The 17031-nt window shown below is 60.0% G+C and carries 19 protein-coding genes; 8 read left to right on the forward strand and 11 right to left on the reverse strand.

Annotated elements, in window-relative coordinates; translation table 11 throughout:
- Positions 1-4: 4 nt before the first annotated feature.
- Positions 5-1132 (reverse strand): CPBP family intramembrane glutamic endopeptidase, encoded by a 1128-nt coding sequence (locus GSQ91_RS05070; protein ID WP_158820175.1) that lies wholly within the window; start codon positions 1130-1132, stop codon positions 5-7.
- 164 nt (positions 1133-1296) lie between these two features.
- Here GSQ91_RS05070 and GSQ91_RS05075 point away from each other — a divergent pair, with 164 nt between their 5' ends.
- A complete protein-coding gene (locus GSQ91_RS05075; RefSeq protein WP_158820176.1) occupies positions 1297-2298 on the forward strand; it encodes a DHH family phosphoesterase in 1002 nt (333 codons plus the stop codon).
- 206 nt (positions 2299-2504) lie between these two features.
- Here GSQ91_RS05075 and rseP read toward each other — a convergent pair whose 3' ends face one another.
- The 4 genes from rseP to GSQ91_RS05095 form a co-directional block, all read right to left on the reverse strand.
- On the reverse strand, positions 2505-3863 hold the full coding sequence (gene rseP, locus GSQ91_RS05080) for an RIP metalloprotease RseP (RefSeq protein WP_158820177.1): 1359 nt from the start codon (positions 3861-3863) through the stop codon (positions 2505-2507).
- Between the two features lie 59 nt (positions 3864-3922).
- A complete protein-coding gene (locus tag GSQ91_RS05085; RefSeq protein ID WP_158820178.1) occupies positions 3923-5092 on the reverse strand; it encodes a 1-deoxy-D-xylulose-5-phosphate reductoisomerase in 1170 nt (389 codons plus the stop codon).
- 271 nt (positions 5093-5363) lie between these two features.
- The gene (locus GSQ91_RS05090) at positions 5364-6209 is read right to left on the reverse strand and encodes a phosphatidate cytidylyltransferase (RefSeq protein ID WP_158820179.1); all 846 of its coding nucleotides are present in this window, start codon (positions 6207-6209) and stop codon (positions 5364-5366) included.
- Between the two features lie 25 nt (positions 6210-6234).
- Positions 6235-6579, reverse strand: a complete 345-nt coding sequence (locus tag GSQ91_RS05095) for an EF-hand domain-containing protein (RefSeq protein WP_158820317.1) — start codon at positions 6577-6579, stop codon at positions 6235-6237.
- A gap of 213 nt (positions 6580-6792) precedes the next feature.
- Between GSQ91_RS05095 and GSQ91_RS05100 the strand changes: the two genes are divergently transcribed.
- Complete coding sequence (locus GSQ91_RS05100; protein ID WP_158820180.1) at positions 6793-7284, forward strand: DinB family protein; 492 nt, start codon at positions 6793-6795, stop codon at positions 7282-7284.
- A 39-nt stretch (positions 7285-7323) separates the two neighbouring features.
- On the opposite strand, the gene uppS is transcribed toward GSQ91_RS05100, so the two are convergent.
- Both uppS and GSQ91_RS05110 read right to left on the reverse strand, forming a co-directional pair.
- Positions 7324-8238, reverse strand: a complete 915-nt coding sequence (gene uppS, locus GSQ91_RS05105; RefSeq protein ID WP_158820181.1) for a polyprenyl diphosphate synthase — start codon at positions 8236-8238, stop codon at positions 7324-7326.
- 151 nt (positions 8239-8389) lie between these two features.
- Positions 8390-8983 (reverse strand): helix-turn-helix domain-containing protein, encoded by a 594-nt coding sequence (locus tag GSQ91_RS05110; RefSeq protein WP_158820182.1) that lies wholly within the window; start codon positions 8981-8983, stop codon positions 8390-8392.
- A gap of 250 nt (positions 8984-9233) precedes the next feature.
- On the opposite strand from GSQ91_RS05110, the gene GSQ91_RS05115 reads away from it, so the two are divergent.
- A complete protein-coding gene (locus GSQ91_RS05115) occupies positions 9234-9851 on the forward strand; it encodes an HD domain-containing protein (protein WP_158820183.1) in 618 nt (205 codons plus the stop codon).
- Here the strand turns inward: GSQ91_RS05115 and GSQ91_RS05120 are convergent.
- From GSQ91_RS05120 to GSQ91_RS05135, 4 genes are all read right to left on the reverse strand, one after another.
- Positions 9848-10162: a hypothetical protein gene (locus GSQ91_RS05120; RefSeq protein WP_158820184.1), complete on the reverse strand. Its 315-nt coding sequence runs from the start codon at positions 10160-10162 to the stop codon at positions 9848-9850. The two genes, GSQ91_RS05115 and GSQ91_RS05120, sit on opposite strands and share 4 nt — an antisense overlap.
- 38 nt (positions 10163-10200) lie before the next feature.
- Positions 10201-10836, reverse strand: a complete 636-nt coding sequence (pncA, locus tag GSQ91_RS05125) for a bifunctional nicotinamidase/pyrazinamidase (protein ID WP_158820185.1) — start codon at positions 10834-10836, stop codon at positions 10201-10203.
- Between the two features lie 189 nt (positions 10837-11025).
- Complete coding sequence (locus GSQ91_RS05130; RefSeq protein ID WP_158820186.1) at positions 11026-11775, reverse strand: SDR family NAD(P)-dependent oxidoreductase; 750 nt, start codon at positions 11773-11775, stop codon at positions 11026-11028.
- Positions 11776-11864: 89 nt separating this feature from the next.
- The gene (locus GSQ91_RS05135) at positions 11865-12158 is read right to left on the reverse strand and encodes a helix-turn-helix transcriptional regulator (protein ID WP_158820187.1); all 294 of its coding nucleotides are present in this window, start codon (positions 12156-12158) and stop codon (positions 11865-11867) included.
- Between the two features lie 64 nt (positions 12159-12222).
- On the opposite strand from GSQ91_RS05135, the gene GSQ91_RS05140 reads away from it, so the two are divergent.
- The 5 genes from GSQ91_RS05140 to GSQ91_RS05160 all read left to right on the forward strand — a co-directional run bounded on the left by GSQ91_RS05140 (position 12223) and on the right by GSQ91_RS05160 (position 17014).
- Entirely contained in the window at positions 12223-13956 is a 1734-nt protein-coding gene (locus tag GSQ91_RS05140; RefSeq protein WP_158820188.1) for an acyl-CoA carboxylase subunit beta, read from the forward strand.
- 60 nt (positions 13957-14016) lie between these two features.
- Positions 14017-14880 (forward strand): hydroxymethylglutaryl-CoA lyase, encoded by an 864-nt coding sequence (locus tag GSQ91_RS05145; protein WP_158820189.1) that lies wholly within the window; start codon positions 14017-14019, stop codon positions 14878-14880.
- A gap of 84 nt (positions 14881-14964) precedes the next feature.
- Positions 14965-15744 (forward strand): enoyl-CoA hydratase/isomerase family protein, encoded by a 780-nt coding sequence (locus GSQ91_RS05150; RefSeq protein ID WP_158820190.1) that lies wholly within the window; start codon positions 14965-14967, stop codon positions 15742-15744.
- A 60-nt stretch (positions 15745-15804) separates the two neighbouring features.
- Positions 15805-16305 carry an acyl-CoA thioesterase gene (locus GSQ91_RS05155; protein ID WP_371417086.1) on the forward strand — a complete coding sequence of 167 codons (501 nt, stop codon included), beginning with the start codon at positions 15805-15807 and terminating at the stop codon, positions 16303-16305.
- The gene (locus GSQ91_RS05160) at positions 16277-17014 is read left to right on the forward strand and encodes an SDR family oxidoreductase (RefSeq protein ID WP_158820192.1); all 738 of its coding nucleotides are present in this window, start codon (positions 16277-16279) and stop codon (positions 17012-17014) included. The genes GSQ91_RS05155 and GSQ91_RS05160 overlap by 29 nt, the downstream gene beginning before the upstream one ends.
- Positions 17015-17031: the final 17 nt, after the last annotated feature.

Here is a 17031-nt window from a genome sequence, read left to right on the forward strand (position 1 = left end):
GATTTCAGAGGGCGGGAGCTGCCTCACCCAAACTGGACCGCGGCAACTCTTCCGGAAGATCCAGGGGAGCCAGCGGTGGTTGTTCGCCGGCGCGTGTGAAGCGAAGCACTACAAGGACGAGTAGCAGGATGGGGATGACGAGAAGGCTGCCTTCCGGTCCATCGCTCCCGCCGGAGAGAAGGATGTTGCCGACCGGATGGGTGTGGAAGAGGCGGCCGCTGCTGAGGCCGCCGCTGTCCGGGACCCCATAGAGAAAGCTCTGAGCCCAGTCCCATGTCATGTGGAAGCCGATGCCCCACCACAGAGAACCCGTCCGCCAGAGCGCGTAGCTGAAGACGATGCCGGCCAGAAATACCATCACAATGCCGATACGGTTTTCACCTGGGTTGCTGAGATGCAGGGCTCCGAAGACTGCCGACATGAAGAAGGCTGCGATCCAGAAGGCGATGGCACGGGTACGCGTGGATGAAAGACGTTCAGCCAGACCAAAGACACCGCGGGTGAAAGTGTACTGAACGTAACCGCGGATGGTGTATTCCTCCACCAGCCCAACCAGGAGGAAGCCGAGCAGCCACTTTGCTCCAAAGACAAGGATGGCAGCGCCTGCCAGTGCCCGTCCGTCAAAGACAAGCAGATGGAACCCACGGAGGAGGATCACAAGAAACGAGAGTGTCGCGAGGCCCCAGAACGCACCCGGAAGGATGTCGCGGAGATGAGAATGGTCGATGCCGTAGACGGCGAGCCGACGGCGCTCGATGCGGGAGAGAACCCAGGCAGCAAGACCGAGAGCGGCAAACTGGACGCCTTCCCCAAGAACCATAAACTTTGGAGTCATGTCAGAGGGAGACTCCTTGGGTTTGGTTGCGGGCGCGCCTGAAGGAGCTTTCTGCGCTGTTTTGGCCTGCTGCATCTTCGTGACGGTTTCTTTCAACTTGCCACGCGCTGCCAGGACTCCGGCCCCAAGGATGAGGGAGAAGATCAGGAAGAGCGATACGAAGATGGCGATGCCCCAGCCGGCGCGGAGGCCGAAGCGGCCTATGAAGATGCCATGCGCCGACGAGCTCTGCACCGGTGACTGTGCCAGGGAGTCATTGGGAACGGAAGATGTGTCGTGTTCGGGAACCGGGGCCATGATTTCTTCCTGTGCTCTGTGAAGATGTTTGCAGCGTAATCGGATAATACGCGCGAAGACCTGCAATAGTTCCTGGCAGCTCAGCTATGCTGGTTATATTCTTACGGGCATTTTGAGCGATTCTACCTGCTGTGGGACCGCTCTAGCCAGAAGGTCGTTTTCGCTTGAACTGCCGTGTTTTTTATCACGATAAATGTTTTGACGGAGCCTGTTCGGCTTCGTTGTTTACCCGATTTCATCGCGAATGCATCGGTACAGCGTCCAGCTTCGATTACCACGGGCTGGTCCACCGTGCGGGAGCGTTGTTTGACGAGAGCTGGTTCGCGACCGAAGGCGAGAACGCGATCGTCGACTTTAAATACTCGCCTTCTCCTCTGGTGTCCTGGTGGTTCGACCATCATCTCTCGGCGTTTCTTTCGCCGGAGGACGAGGCGAACTTCCGGCGTGGTCAGACAAATCCCGACGGCTCGCCGGGGCCGCTTGCAACGCGGCAGTTCTTCGACGCGAGCTACACCAGCTGCACAAGCTGGATCGCGCATATCGCCAGCACGAAGTTCGGCATGGACATCTCTCCGCTGTCGGAGCTGATCCATTGGGCTGACATCGTGGATGGAGCGAAGTACGAGAGCGCGAAGGCTGCGGTGGAGATGGCCGAGCCCGCCATGAAGCTCACGATGGTGATTGAGAGCGCGCAGGAGAGTGCTCTGGTGCAGAGGATCATTCCGCTGCTGACGGCTATGACGTTACAGCAGGTGCTCGATCAGCCATTCGTGCAGGAGCTTCTCGGACCGCTGATGGAGCGGCACTGGGCGGGGCTGGAACTCATCCGCTCGCGCGCACAGTGCGAGCACGGCGTCATCACCTTCGATATTACCGACCAGCCGACCGAGGGCTACAACAAGTTCATCCCGTACTATGTGCATCCCGAGGGGACCTACAATGTCGGGTTGTCGAAGTCGAGTTTCAGGACGAAGGTCTCCGTGGGCACCAATCCGTGGACGCCGAAACCCGCGAGCGAACTGGCGAATCTTGCGGAGATCTGCGAGCGCTACGGCGGCGGTGGACATGCGCGAGTAGGGGCGATCAGCTTTCCGGTGGAGAGGGAAGATGACGCGCGGAAGGCCGCGGCGGAGATTGTGACGGAACTGAGGGGTAGGGAAGTTTAGAGCGGTAGTCGTGGTTGTTGTTTGTTTTTCGCCGTCATCCTGAAGCGTAGCTGAAGGACCCCCGCATTTTGTTCGTGGTGGCACCTACTTCTGTGGCACCACAAATGCGGGGGTCCTTCGTCCATTCGACTTCGCTCAGGACTGGCTCAGGATGACGGCGAAAAACAAGTACCGACACCAGCGACAACGGTGATCGACTATCCGACCTACGGCTTGCCGAGATGCAGCTTCGTAATGTCGTTGAAGAGTATGAAGCAGGCGAAGAGAACGATGCAGACGAACGCAACCTGGTAGATGCGCTCCTTGATCTCCATGTTGACATCGCGTCGCATAACGCTCTCGATAAGCAGGAAGAGAATCATGCCACCATCGAGAATCGGAATAGGCAGCAGGTTGAAGATGCCGAGCTGGAGCGAGATGGTGCTCATGAACTGGACCAGCGACCAGTACCCCATCTGCGTGGCGATATCGATCTGCTGTGCGATGCCGACCGGGCCGCTCATCTGCTTGACCGAGACACGGCGCGTGAACAGACCTTTAAGGATGCGCAGAACTAACGTCGAATTGTCCTTGTTGTCTTTGAGGGACTGCTTGAAGGCCTGGCCCAACGGTAGCTTGAGCACCTCAACGGGCGGATGCATGTATTGAAAGCCGAGCCTGTACTGTGTGGGGGCGCCGGGGCTTTCCATCATTTCAGGCTTGGCGGTTAGTGTTACCGGTTGGCCGCCGCGAAGGACAAGCAGAGTGGCCTGTGCTCCGTTGCGGTCCTTGAGGTACGCAAGAAGTGTGGGTACGGAGTGGGGCTCCAGGGAGTCGATGCGCTGGACCAGATCGCCGGGTTTGAGGCCGGCACGGTCGGCGGGCGATCCTGCCTCGATACTGGTGACGCTGATCGGTCCTGGCTGCTCCTGTGGGATAAGGCCGATCGTTGAGATGCTGTCCGGACCAAACTCATTGCCGGTGCCGGGATCGATGCTGAGGTTGGTGGAGACCGTCTGGCCGTTATGGTTGATGACCAAAGGAAGGACGCGATGCTCATTGAGCGCCGATTCGGTTAAGACCTGCATCCAGGTTGGATGGCTGATGCCGTTGAACTGCAGGATCGTGTCGCCCGCACCAATTCCCGCCTTGGCAGCGGGTGTATTCAGCGGAACGTAGTCGACAACTGCTGTATCGGTTAGAAATTTTTCGGTCTCGTAGTGAAAGTGCGCCACCAGGGCCAGCAGGAAGAACGACAGGATAAAGTTCGCGCAGGGGCCTGCGAGAGCGATCAAGACGCGCTGCCAGCGAGGCTTCGAGGCGAATTCATCGGGATCGCCGGTTGTGGTCACGGTATCGCCGTTGTACTCGCCCGCCATCTTGACGTAGCCGCCGAGCGGGAGCAGGCAGATCTTGTAATCGGTGCCGTTGTGCAGCACTCCGAAGAGGCGCGGGCCGAAGCCGATCGAGAAGGCCTCCACACGCACGCCGCATAGCTTGGCGACGGCGAAGTGGCCAAACTCGTGGACGAGCACCATAAAGCCAAGAACAATTAGGAATTCGACGATGACGAAAAGAATGTGCATAAACGGCGGGGAGATCCTCAGTGAATCTGCGTTAGTCGAGTCGATGGAGCTTGCGGTGTCTAGGTGCGCACCGCGCTGAGCGTCAACTCTCTCGCGAGTTCGCGTGCGGCACGATCCGCCGCGAGCACCTCAGGGATGGACGCTGGGGAACCACTGGCGGTGAGCGCTAGCACTCCTTCAATTGTACGTGGGATGCCAAGAAACGGCAGTTGGCCCCGGAGGAAGGCGTCGACCGCAATCTCGTCGGCGGCGTTCAGGGCGATGCAGTGGTTCTGGGTGGCGGCTGCGGCCTCGTAGGCGAGGCGCAGGCAGGGAAAGCGCTCGAAGTCGGGCTGCTGGAAGCTGAGCTGCGACAAAGCGGCCATGTCGAAGGTCAGGTCGCTGGGCACGCGTTCCGGCCAGGCCAGGGCGTACAGGATCGGCAGACGCATGTCGGTGATCGAGATCTGCGCCAGGATAGAGCCGTCGACGTACTCGACCAGCGAGTGGATTGTCGACTGCGGGTGCACGGTGACACGCACTTGGGCGGGCGGCAGGTTGAAGAGGCGGCAGGCCTCAATGATCTCCAGGCCCTTGTTGAGCAGCGTCGCGGAGTCGATGGTAATGCGCTGGCCCATGACCCAGGTGGGGTGCTTTAGAGCCTGCTCTGGGGTGATGTGCTCGAAGTCAGCCAGAGGTGTGTTGCGGAAGGGGCCGCCGGAGGCTGTGAGCCAGATCTGCTTTACCTCATTGGCTGTGCCGGCACGCAGGCACTGGTGGATGGCGTTGTGCTCGGAGTCGATAGGGAGCAGATCGACGTTATGCTCCCGGGCGGCACTCAGGATCAGGTCTCCGGCGGCGACGAGGCACTCCTTGTTGGCCAGCCCGATGGTCTTACCGGCGAGTACGGCAGCATAGGTGGCCTCAAGTCCGGCGACGCCGACGATGGCCGAGACGACGAAGTTGGCCTCGGGAAGCGTTGCCACGCGGACCGTTCCGGCGGTGCCGTAGACGACCTCGATGCCGGTAACTCCGGCGGCAGCGAGCCGCGTGGAGAGTTCGTCCGCCAGCGCTTCGGTGCTGACGGAGACAATCTGTGGACGCCAGCGCTTGCATTGGACCAATGCAAGGTCGAGGTTCGATCCGGCGGCGAGGGCGACGGGATGGAAGCGGTCCGGATGCGATTCGCAGATGCTGAGGGTGCTCTGGCCGATGGAGCCGGTTGAGCCGAGGAGGGCGATCTTTTTCACTGCTCTATTTTCGCAGAATTGGCGGTGTTAGAGATGGTAGCCATGGTTCGGTGCAGGGCAATCGCAGGAAACGGTCTTTGCTTTTTTTGTTGTCATTCCCGGAGGGAATCTGCTTCTCGACCGTAGTAGCAAGGTTTTTCCTGAAGATATGGGTGTCAGACCGGAAGCAGATTCTCTTCCACACCAGCGAGCAAAGAACGCTCTCTGGGGCCCCGGCCTACGGGAATGACAACAAGAAAAGCATGAACACCTTTTTCGCCTGGTCACACTGCTAGAAGCTGCCCAGCGAGAAAAACTCCTTAATCACGACAACAAACCACAGTACCGGAGCCGCCACGAGCAGTGCGTCGATACGGTCGAGGACGCCGCCGTGGCCGGGCAGCAGGGTGCCGGAGTCCTTTACGTTGGCCCCGCGCTTTAGGGCCGACTCCAACAGGTCGCCGAACTGCGCAGCCACATTCAGCAGGATGGCCAGCAGCAGGAACTGCCACCAGGGTTCGGAGGTATGCAGCAGCGTGAAGTTGGATCCGTGTGTGGCGAGCCAGTCACCCCCGAGGACGAGTCCCAGGCCGAAGACCACGCTGGCGACGACCGAGGCGACCGCACCTGCCCACGTCTTGTTGGGCGAAAGCTGCGGCGCGAGCCTGCTGCGGCCGAAGCGCTTGCCGACATACAGGGCGGCAATGTCTCCCGACCATACGCAGAGGAATAGAAAGAGCAGCAACGCCGTGCCGTCTACTTCGCTCCAGATCTTCGGGATCAGCGTTAGCGGGTAGGCGATGTAGACCAGCATCAGCAGGCCTGCGGCTGTTTCGGAGAGCACGCGATAGAGCGGCGAGCGGAAGGCATTCCAGGTAAAGAGCACCAGCGTTGCGAACGCGACGGCCACGATGGTGTCTTGCGGCCGCAAGAAGGTGGTCAGAAAGAACAGCGCAACGGCGCCGAGCGTCCACCAGAGCGGCACGGGGCTGTCGCCAGTGGCAGCGAGGCTGCGGAACTCCAGGGCCGCCAGCCCGGCGACGACGGCGGAGAACACGGTGATCATCCAGGGCTTGCCAAAGAAGACAAGTGCGACGACCAGGGCGATGAGTACGATGGCGGTAAGAATGCGCTTCATGCTTCTGGTTGAGGATACATGGAGCTTACCTGTGGTAGCCTCCCCGGGCTGGAACGAGTTGTGACTGTGTCAACTCCTTCACGTCCAGTTCGCCGTCCTTGTTCATGTCCAGCCGGTCGAATTCGGCGGCCATGAAGTCCATGTATTCCTTCCTGGAGACCTTGCCGTTCTGGTCTTTATCCATCAGCAGAAGCAGCTTCTTCGCCTCGCCCTCGCCCGCTGCGACATTGGGCGATTGGGGTGTAAGCTGCTGGACGGTCGGAGTGCTGGTGGCATAGACGGGAGCGATGTGCGTTCCTGGAATTGCCCCTATGGAGAACAGGGCAGTGGTGGCAACAACGATGAGTAGCTTGGGTGCTTTGGGGGTCATAGCAGTCTCCAATCTCAAGGCTCAGGAGGTGGTGATTCTCCTGAACGCTTGGAAATATACACCATGAACGATGGGGAGGGTGTAGCGGTTCTCACGCGGATCTCTTCAGGCCAGGGGAGTGGGTGGATGGCTCAAAGATGTGAACCGTTTGCGTGTTGGACTTCATCTTTAGTGTGCGACACAGACCACGGAGACGAAGGGAATACGGCACATATGGAGACGAAGGAACCGAGCGCAAAGCTGCTGGCTGATGCAACGCTGAAGTTGTGGCAGAACGGCGTCGATCAGGCTGGCAAGTTGTTCTCAGGACTGACGGAAGAGGCGTTGGAGCGGGAAGTGGCTCCAGGTAAGAACCGCCTGATCTATCTGTGGGGTCATCTGCTGGCTGTAAGCGATGCGCTGTACTCGGTTCTGCGGTTGGGGGAGCGTCTTCATCCGGAGCTGGATGCGATGTTCCTCAAGAACGCGGACAGGGCGGTAACGCCAATTTGGTCGGCGCAGGAGCTGAAAGCTGCGTGGGGTGTGGTGCATGAGCGGTTGCGGGTGGAGATGGCCAAACTCTCAGCGGAGGAGTGGCTGGAGCGCCATGCCCTGGTCTCCGAAGAAGCCTTTGCGAAAGAGCCCCACCGAAATCGGTTTACAGTTTTGTTGGCGCGGAGTGGACATCTTGCCTATCACTTTGGACAGGCTCGTCTCGCAAAGTAGCGAATAGGGGTGGACCGATCGTTTTGCACGTAACGGCAGCTACTGCCTTGCCAGTTCCGTTTCCGTCGGAAGCACGTCGCTCAGGTCTTCGTCGCTCGTTTCGCCCAGGCCGCCGAAGCGGCGCTCGCGCTGCTGGTAGTCGGCGATGGCTTCCAGCAGGTGTGGGCCGCGGAAGTCAGGCCAGAGGCGTTCGGTGACGAAGATCTCCGCGTAGGCGATCTGCCACAGCAGGAAGTTCGAGATGCGCTGCTCACCGCTGGTACGCACAACGAGGTCTGGGTCGGGCATGTGCGCGGTGTAGAGGTGTTCGCCGATCTGCGGCTCGTCGATGCGCGCTTTGATCGCGTCGTCGACACCTTCCGCCGCGAGCATGTCTTCGAGCGAGATGCCGCGCTTCGCCGCCTCGGCGAGCATCGCGTGGACAATCGAGCGGGCGGAGTCGACGATCTCGGACCGGGAACCGTAGTTGAGGGCCAGGGTCAGTGTCGTGCCAGTGTTCTTCGCCGTCTGCTCGGAGGCCCACTGCATCGTGTCCTGTACTTCGCTGGGCAGCTCATGGGTGCGGCCGATGTAGGCCATGCGGATGTTGTTGTCGTTCATCCGCTTCACGTTGGAGACGAGGTAGCTCTTCAGCAATTTCATGAGAAAGCTGACCTCAGACTTCGGACGGCGCAGGTTGTTTTCGAGCGAGAAGGCGTAGAGCGTAAGCCACTGCAGATCGATGCGCGAGGCGGTCTCGACGACGTACTGTACGCTCTCCGCGCCCTGCTGGTGGCCCAGGAAGCGCTTGAGGGCGCGCTTGCCGGCCCAGCGGCCGTTTCCATCCATAATGATGGCGACGTGCTGCGGAATGCGACAGGGGTCGAGCGTGTCGTAGATCGCACGCTCTTCGTGCGTCAGTTCGTGGACACGATTGGAACGTTGGTAGACGCGGCTGGAGGAAGATTCGCGCACAAGATACTCGCTCTGTTGAGGGTAGCTGAAAAAGCGGTGAAGAGGGAACCGTTAACCGTAAACAGTCGAGAAATTGGAGAGGCGCCGCAGCCTTCGCCCAGATAAAGAGCGAGGGGTGCGGCGCCGGAGGTCGTGCGGAGAGGTGGAACGCTTACGCGGTGCGGCGTGTACGCCCCTGGGCGATCTCGCGGACATGGTTGAGAAATATAGACTTCTGCGTCGCGTTCAGGTGAGCAGAGTACTTCGCGATCTCGGCCAGGAACGGATCGGCCATGAGCACGGCAGTCTCGTCCTGGTGGCGGGTGGGTGCGTCGCGCAACAGGGCGGAGATGTCCACCTGCAGCGCACGCGCCAGCCGGTCGAGGGAGGACAGCGTAGGCATCGCCTTGCCGTTCTCGATCTTCGAGATGTAGGTGCGTGGCACACCCATGCGCGCAGCGAGTTGGCGCTGCGAGAGATTGCGAACGTGGCGCAGATCGCGCACGGCGCTGGCTACTTGCAGGCCGCCGCCATCGGTGGACTTGGTCGCAGGCTCAGGGACGAGCGCGATAGCAGGTTGAACTTTGGGAAGCTCCGGCAGCAAAGACTTTTTGCAGCGGCGGCAGGTATCTGCAGTGGTGCGGAATTGCACCAGTTTACAGTGATCGCAGCGTAGAACTTCACGCTGGGAAGCCTCATGCTCGGTGAACGGCTCAGCCTGAGGCTGGACCTCCACTGCGCTGACGGGCGCCATCATGGTTGCCATATTGTCTGTTGCGGACGGCTGCCAGAGCAAGGCACCGTACGCCTACGTCCGATAAGGAGGTAAGCGATGTGCCTAGATTGACACTGGGTGCCCAAAGAGTCAAGGGGTAAGACCGAAGATTCCGCGAGAAACATGGTATGGAAGGGGAAGAGAACCAAAGTAGTTAACAGGAAACAGGAAACAGCGGACAGAGGACAGAGGACCAGCGATGGGTGTGCTGAGATGCGAAACTCAGGATTGAGGGGTTGCCATGAACGAGGAGTTTACGGCGCAGCGCGCAGAGGCGCTGCTGCGGGAGTGGACGGCGAGCGAGTCGCTGGTGAAGCACGGGCTAGCCGTCGCTTGCTGTACGGAGTCCTACGGGGTTCGTGAGGCGGCGCGACTGGGGCTGGAGGGCGAGGCGGCGGCCAGGTTTGCCGAGAAGTATCGTTGCGCGGGGCTTCTGCACGACTTCGACTACGACAGGCATCCGACGCCGGAGGAGCACCCCTTTGTAGGGGTAAAGTTTCTGCGCGAGCAGGGCTGGCCGGAGGAGATTCTGCACGCGATCCTGGCTCATGCCGACTACTCAGGCGTGCTGCCGGAGACGCATCTGGACCGCTCGCTGTTTGCCTGCGATGAACTTGCCGGCTTTCTGACGGCCTGTGCGTTGGTCAAGCCAACGAAGTCGATTGCCGACGTTGAGGTCGCGGGCGTGAAGAAGAAGATGAAGGACAAGGGGTTCGCCCGGGCCGTGAAACGCGAGGACATCACACGCGGCTCGGAGTTGCTGGAGATTCCCGTGGAGGAGCACATTGGGAATTGCCTGTTGGCGATGCAGGAGCATGCTGGGGTTCTGGGCCTGGCGGGGATTGCTTCGGAAGGTTAGTGACATCCTCGCATGACGGCGAACCACGCCAGCGAGAGGATGAGTGATCCGATGATGCCGATGGCGATCACAGGACTACGCGTGGCCGGGGTGGCGCTTGAGTGGCTGTGTTCATGCGGTGCTTCGGGGTTGTACGTGATGGGGAAGAGATGGCCCTGCGGGATGGCGGTCTCTGAGTAAAACTCGCCCGTATGGAGTTCATCGTTGGCCCAGTAGTTGAACGAGATGCGAAAGTGTTTGTCGGAGGGAACTCCGAAGGCGAGGGCGCGGCCTGCGCCAAACTCGTACTTGCAGGCGGTAACGGTGGCCATCGCTTCAGGCCAGAGAGCGTCGGGAGTGGTTTGAGATTTCAATCGCGTAGCGCTGAGGATGTGATGCGCTGAACGCTTTGCGCGGCGAAGGCATTGTTGGTCGCATCGATGGTGCCTGGCAAGCCGACGGCGCGGCTGAGGTCTTCGACGACGAGCACCTCAAAGCCCAGCTTTACGGCAGCAAGCGCCGAGTATCCCACGCAGAAGTCGTACGCTAGCCCCGTCAGAAAGAGCCGTTGTAGCCCTCGCTCACGGAGATAGCCGGCCAGTCCCGTCGGGGTGGTGCGATCGTTTTCGGTAAAAGCAGAGTAGCTGTCGATGTTCTGGCGAAACCCCTTGCGCAAGATGAGTTCGGCGTGTGGGATATCGAGGCCGGGGTGGAGTTCCGCGCCGCGCGAACCCTGGAGGCAGTGGTCGGGCCAGAGGGTCTGGGTGCCGTAAGGGGCTTCCACGGTGCTGAAGAAGGGCTGCTTGCCATGGGTGCTGGCGAAGGAGATGTGTCCCCGCGGATGCCAGTCCTGCGTGAGGATGACATGCTCAAACTTCGCGGCAAGCTCGTTGATGCCGGGGATGATGGCATCGCCGTCTTTGACGGCTAGCGCGCCACCAGGCAGGAAGTCGTTCTGCATGTCGATGACGAGGAGGGCGTCGGTGGAGCGGAGGCTCAGGCTCATAGAACGATTGTACGAACTGGGGATGGTGGTGTCGGACTCCAATGGTTTTTAAGTCTTTGCTTTTCGCCGTCATCCTGAGCCAACGGCGAAGGACCCCCGCATTGGTGCTGCCACCAATGCGGGGGTCCTTCAGCTACGCTTCAGGATGACGGCGAAAAGCAAACAAAGGCATCCGCAATCGCGCATCGCTTACTGCAACCCACCGGACGCGAGGATAATATCTCCGGTCAACCAGCTTGAGTCATCCGATGCCAAGAAGACGGCGAGTGGCGCGATGTCCTCCGGCTTGGCGAAGCGGCCGAGCGGGGTTTGCGCGATCATCTGCTTCTCAAAGTCGCTGCCGGCAAGCCCTATGGCCTGGTAGCCCTCGGTCTCTGTGGCGCCTGGGTTGATGGAGTTGACGCGGATCTTCTTCGCGCCTAGCTCCTTGGCGAGCACACCGGTGATCGCGTCGACGGCACCCTTGGTCGCTGTATAGAGCGCGGTTTGGGGCGGAGTCTGCCGGCTCGCAACCGAGCCGATGTTGATCACGCTTCCGCCGTTGGGTCCGAAGTGTTTTACGGCCTCTTGCGTGGCCAGGAACAGGCCAAGGACGTTGGTGTTGAAGTGCCAGTGGAAGTCCTCTTCCGTAGCTGTCTCCAGCGAAGCGAACTTATAGACGCCGGCGTTGTTGACGAGTACATCGAGCGATCCGAAGGCCTTCTTGGTCTCGGCAAAGAGTCGCGTTACATCGGCGCTCTTCGAGACGTCCCCCTGGACCGCGATGGCTTTGCCGCCGGCCTTGGTAATCTCTGCGACGACCTGGTCTGCGCCTTGCTTGCTGGAGGCATAGTTCACAACAACAGAGGCTCCCGCTGCCGCCAGGCCCTTTGCGATTCCCGCGCCAATACCTTTGGACGCGCCTGTAACGACGGCCACTTTTCCTTTGAGCTTGCTCATTCGAAATCTCCTGTATTGATTAGACACTTTGATAAGTGTCTAATCATATGAGAGTTCGATGTCAGGGAAAGTGGTTGGATTCTACGAAATTAAATTGTGGCGAGCTGGTCGAGGTAGGCTCGCAGGACATCGCGCTGCAGGATGAGGTTGGCAAACTTGCCTTCGCGGACGATCTGCAGAAGGCCCGCCGTCTCTAACTCTTTGATATGGTGCGAGAGTGTAGCGGCTGTGATGCGATGTTTCTTGTGCAGGGTCATACAGGGAGTCGGTTCGGCCTGGGCGCCGAGTTCCTGCAGAATTCTCACGCGGCGCGGTTCCGCGAGCGCACGGGCGATCAACTCGAGCTGGCGGGCGGTTAGCCGCGGCTGTTTGACGGGAGCCATAAATTCAACATACACCGGATAGGAATGCGGTGATGCTATCCTTGCGAGTTCTTTGGATGGTGCGATGGCAGAAGATTTGAAAGCGGCAAATAATCTGGAATCAAAGCTCGATAGCGGCTCGGTGCGGTTTGGAGCCAACCGTGCGGCGATGGTGGCGCTGCTCGGCGAAATGCGCTCGGAAGAGGGCACGATCCGCGAGGGCGGCGGTGCAAAAGCTGCTGACGCCCAGCATGCGAAGGGTCGATTGACGGTGCGCGAGCGGCTGGCGTTGCTGCTCGATAAGGATTCGGAGTGGACAGAGTTGGGCCTATGGGCTGCGCATGGAATGTATGCGGAGTTCGGTGGCGCGCCGGGTGCTGGCGTGGTGACGGGGCTGGGGCGCGTCGAGGGGCGGCTGTGCATGATCGTCGCCAACGATGCGACGGTGAAGGCTGGCGCGTTCTTTCCGATGACCGCCAAGAAGGTGCTGCGGGCGCAGACGATTGCGCTGGAGAATCGTATACCGACGCTGTATCTCGTGGACTCTTCGGGCGTGTTTCTGCCCCTGCAGGAGGATGTGTTTCCCGACCAGGACGACTTTGGGCGGGTCTTTCGCAACAACGCGGTGATGAGTTCGCTGGGCGTACCGCAGATAACGGCCATCATGGGGATGTGTGTTGCGGGGGGAGCGTATCTGCCGGTGATGACGGATACCGTTCTGATGACGGAGGGTTCTGGATTGTTCCTTGCCGGTCCTGCGCTGGTGCAGGCGGCGATCGGGCAGAAGACTCCGGCGGAGGAGCTTGGTGGTGCGCAGATGCACGCGGAGATATCGGGCACGGTGGACTTCAAGGAGCCGAACGATCATCTGTGCATCGCGCGCCTGCGGTCACTGGTAGGGAAGTTGGGGCGCAGGGGACAGCAGACGACAGACGACGAGGTGTTCAGTCGTGTAGCGTTCGATCCGGGAAAGGATGCTCCGCGATTCTCTGCGGAGGACTTATATGGGCTGATGGATCCGGCGAAGGCTGCGACCAACAGCTATGACGTGCGCGAGGTGATTGCGCGGGTGGTCGACCGCTCGGAGTTCGATGAGTACAAGGCAGAGTTCGGGCGAACGCTGGTCTGTGGGTATGCGAGGATCGGCGGGCGCGCTGTGGGGATCGTCGCCAACCAGAAGCAGAATCAGCAGCAGACCGTCGCGATGGGGCCGCAGGCTGGGACGAAGCGCACGGAGTTTGGCGGCGTCATCTATACCGAGAGCGCGCAGAAGGCGGCGCGGTTCATTATGGACTGCAACCAGCAACTGGTGCCGCTGCTATTTCTGCACGATGTGAACGGCTTTATGGTGGGCAAGGACGCGGAGTGGAGCGGTATCATCCGTGCTGGCGCGAAGATGGTGTCGGCAGTGTCGACTTCAGTGGTGCCCAAGATCACAGTTATCCTGGGAGGCTCGTTCGGTGCGGGACACTATGCGATGTGCGGCAAAGCCTACGATCCACGCTTCCTGTTTGCGTGGCCGACGGCACGGTATGCGGTGATGAGTGGAGCGTCAGCTGCGAATACTCTGGTGGAGGTACGGGTAAAACAGCTGGAGCGCGCGGGCAAGGTTTTGTCGGCGGAGGAGAAGGCGGGAATCTACGACGAGATTAAGGCCACCTATGATGCGCAGGCCGATCCCCGGTATGGAGCGGCGAGATTGTGGATCGATGCGATCATCGACCCGGCAAAGACACGTGAGGTGCTGATGACGGCATTGGAGGCTTGTGCCCTCAATCCCGAAGTGCCGAGATTTAATCCAGGAGTGCTGCAGACATGAAGCTGCCTGTAACAGTATGAAAAGCATCCGTAAAGATAGCGGTCAGAGACAGAGGTTAATTTGGTAAAGATTATTGAATGTCCGCGAGATGCCTGGCAGGGATTGCCGAAGGTAATGCCGCCTGAGGTGAAGGCGCAGTATCTGCGTGCGCTGATAGAGGCCGGATTCACGACGATCGATGCGGTGAGCTTCGTATCGGAGAAGGCTGTGCCGCAGATGGCTGACTCCGAACTGGTGCTGGACTATCTCGATCCGCCCGATGATGTCGAGATCATCGGCATCGTTGTGAATGCGAAGGGTGCGGAGCGCGCGGTGAGGACGGGTGCCGTGCAGACGCTGGGGTTTCCTTACTCCATCTCGCCGCAGTTTCTCGACCGCAATCAGCGGCAGACACCCGAAGAGGCACTGGACCAGTTGGAACAGATTGGCGAGCAAGCCTATAAGGCCGGGCTTGACCTGGTGGCGTACATCTCGATGGCTTTTGGCAATCCGTACGGCGACCCGTGGGACATCGACGAGGTGGTGAGCGCGGTCGATCTGATGGTGGATGCGGGGGTGCTGCAGGTATCGCTCTCGGATACGGTGGGGATGGCGTCGCCGGAGCTCGTGCGAAATGTGGTCGGTTGCGTGATGGGAGTGCATGAGGGGTTGGAGATCGGAGTTCATCTGCATGCGCGGCCGGACGATGCCGCTGCCAAGGTAAAAGCCGCGTATGAGGCCGGTTGTCGACGGTTCGACGGGGCCATCGGCGGGCTGGGTGGGTGTCCGTTTGCGCAGGATGCGTTGGTGGGAAATCTATCCACAGAGACCCTGCTTGCGACGCTGGCGGAGCTGGGGGCGGAGCTTCCGCCGTTGCGGTCTCTCGATGGGCTGGCTGCGGCAAGTGCGGAGATTGCGAAGAAGTATGGAGCGGTAGTGCAGTAAGAAAGTGACAAGTGATAAGTGAGCAAAGCTAAAAATGATGGTTCTTCACTTGTCACTTAATCACAGCTCTAGGAGATATCAACGATGTCGACAGTACTGGTAGAAGACGAAGACGGGGTACGGACGATCACGCTGAATCGGCCTGAGCGGCGGAATGCGCTTGTGCCGGAGATGCAGGAGGAGTTGATCGCCGCCTTTAGTGAGGCTGCTGGCGCTGGAGCGCGGGTGATCGTGCTTGCGGGCAAGGGCGAGGCGTTTTGTGCGGGACTGGACCTGTCTGTGTTGCGCAAGATGGCTGGGCGCACCCCCCAGGAGCATCGCGTAGAGGCGAACCGCGTAGCGCGGATGTTTCGCGCGGTGTGGGACTGCGATGTTCCGACGATCGCTGTGGTCCACCGGGCTGCGATTGCGGGCGGCACGGGGCTAGCCATACTCTGCGATTTCACGTTAGCGGGACCAGAGGCGCAGTTCGGCTTTACGGAGGCGCGGATTGGGTTTATTCCGGCGCTGGTAGGTGTGTACCTTGCGTTGCTGGTGGGTGACAAAGTGGCGCGCGGGCTGCTGTTGAGTGCCCGGAAGTTTGACGCAGTGGAGGCTTTGCGGCTCGGGTTGGTGAATGAGGTGGTGGATAGAGAGGGATTGCAGGGACGGGCTGCCGAGCTGGCGCAGGAGCTGATGGAGAACTCTCCCGAGAGCCTGCAGGCGACCAAGCGACTGTTGCGGGCGCAGCAGGCGGAGTGGCTGGATCGTGCGCTGCATCTGGCGATGGAGGCGAATGCGGCTTCGCGGGAGACACACGATTTTCGTGAGGGTGTGGCTTCGTTTCTGGAGAAACGGAAGCCGGTGTGGAAGAGCAGGGGTTAAGAAAAAATAAGCTGGCAACAGAAAACGGCGACAACTCGCTAGACTGTGGAGATGAGCGAGATGAAAGAGATCCTGGAGCGTGGTTTTGGGGAGACGCGTGTGCGCGTGCGCTACGCCGAGACCGACCAGATGGGCGTGGTCTATCACGCCAACTACCTGGTTTGGTTTGAGGTGGGGCGCGTTGAGCTCATGCGTCAAATGGGCCTGGATTACAAGAGCCTGGAGTCCGAAGACGGCGCGATGATCGCGGTTGCCGAAGCCACCGTGCGTTATAAGGCGCCTGCGCGCTATGATGACGAACTGATTGTAAAGACGTGGCTGATCGGGTTGCGTGGTCCAATCCTGCGGCTTCGGTATGCGATTGTTCGCTCGACGGATGAGCTGTTATTGTGCGAGGGCGAAACGGTACACGTTGTCGTTGGGCGGGACATGAAGAAGCGTGAGATGCCGGCGAGGTTCGCGGAGCGTTTTGCGACGATATTGCATCGTACAAAGGGGCCGGAAAGAGGAGCATCAGATCGAGGAGCAAACGATGAGCGAGAAGAAGGTTGCACTGATTAGTGGGGCGAACAAGGGCATTGGTTTCGAGACCGGGCGGCAGCTCGGCAAGCTGGGTTATACGGTTCTGCTAGGTTCGCGGGATGCGTTGAAGGGTGAGGTGGCGGCGCGGCAGCTGCGCGCTGACGGGGTGGACGCCCGGGTGGTGAAGCTGGACGTTGTGAAGCAGTCTGATATTGACGCCGTTGCGAAGCTGGTGGAGAACGAGTTCGGCAAGCTCGACGTGCTGGTGAACAACGCTGGAGCCATGATCGAAAAAAGCTGGACCAAGAACAGCACCAGCGAGACAAAGGTTGCCGACCTGCGCGCGACGTTCGAGACGAACCTGTTTGCCGTGCTGGCGCTCACTCAGGCACTCCTGCCGTCTCTGAAGAAGGCGGAAGCCGCGCGGATTGTGAACGTGTCCAGCATTCTCGGTTCGGTGAGCTTGCAGGCCACGAAGGATTCACCCACCTACAGCACCAAGCTATTCGCGTACAACTCGTCGAAGGCGGCTCTCAACGTCTTTACCATTCATCTGGCGCACGAACTGCTTGGGACGAAGATCAAAGTGAACTCGGCGCACCCCGGTTGGGTCCAGACGGACATGGGCGGCAGTGCCGCGCCGATGAACGTGGTTGAGGGCGCAAAGACCGAGGTCCAGCTCGCAACGCTGCCTGAAAAGGGGCCAACGGGCGGGTTCTTTCATCTGGGCGAAGCAATCGCCTGGTAGTCAGAATTTTGAACAGG

The sequence above is a fragment of the Granulicella sp. S156 genome (assembly GCF_009766105.1).
GTDB lineage: Bacteria > Acidobacteriota > Terriglobia > Terriglobales > Acidobacteriaceae > Granulicella.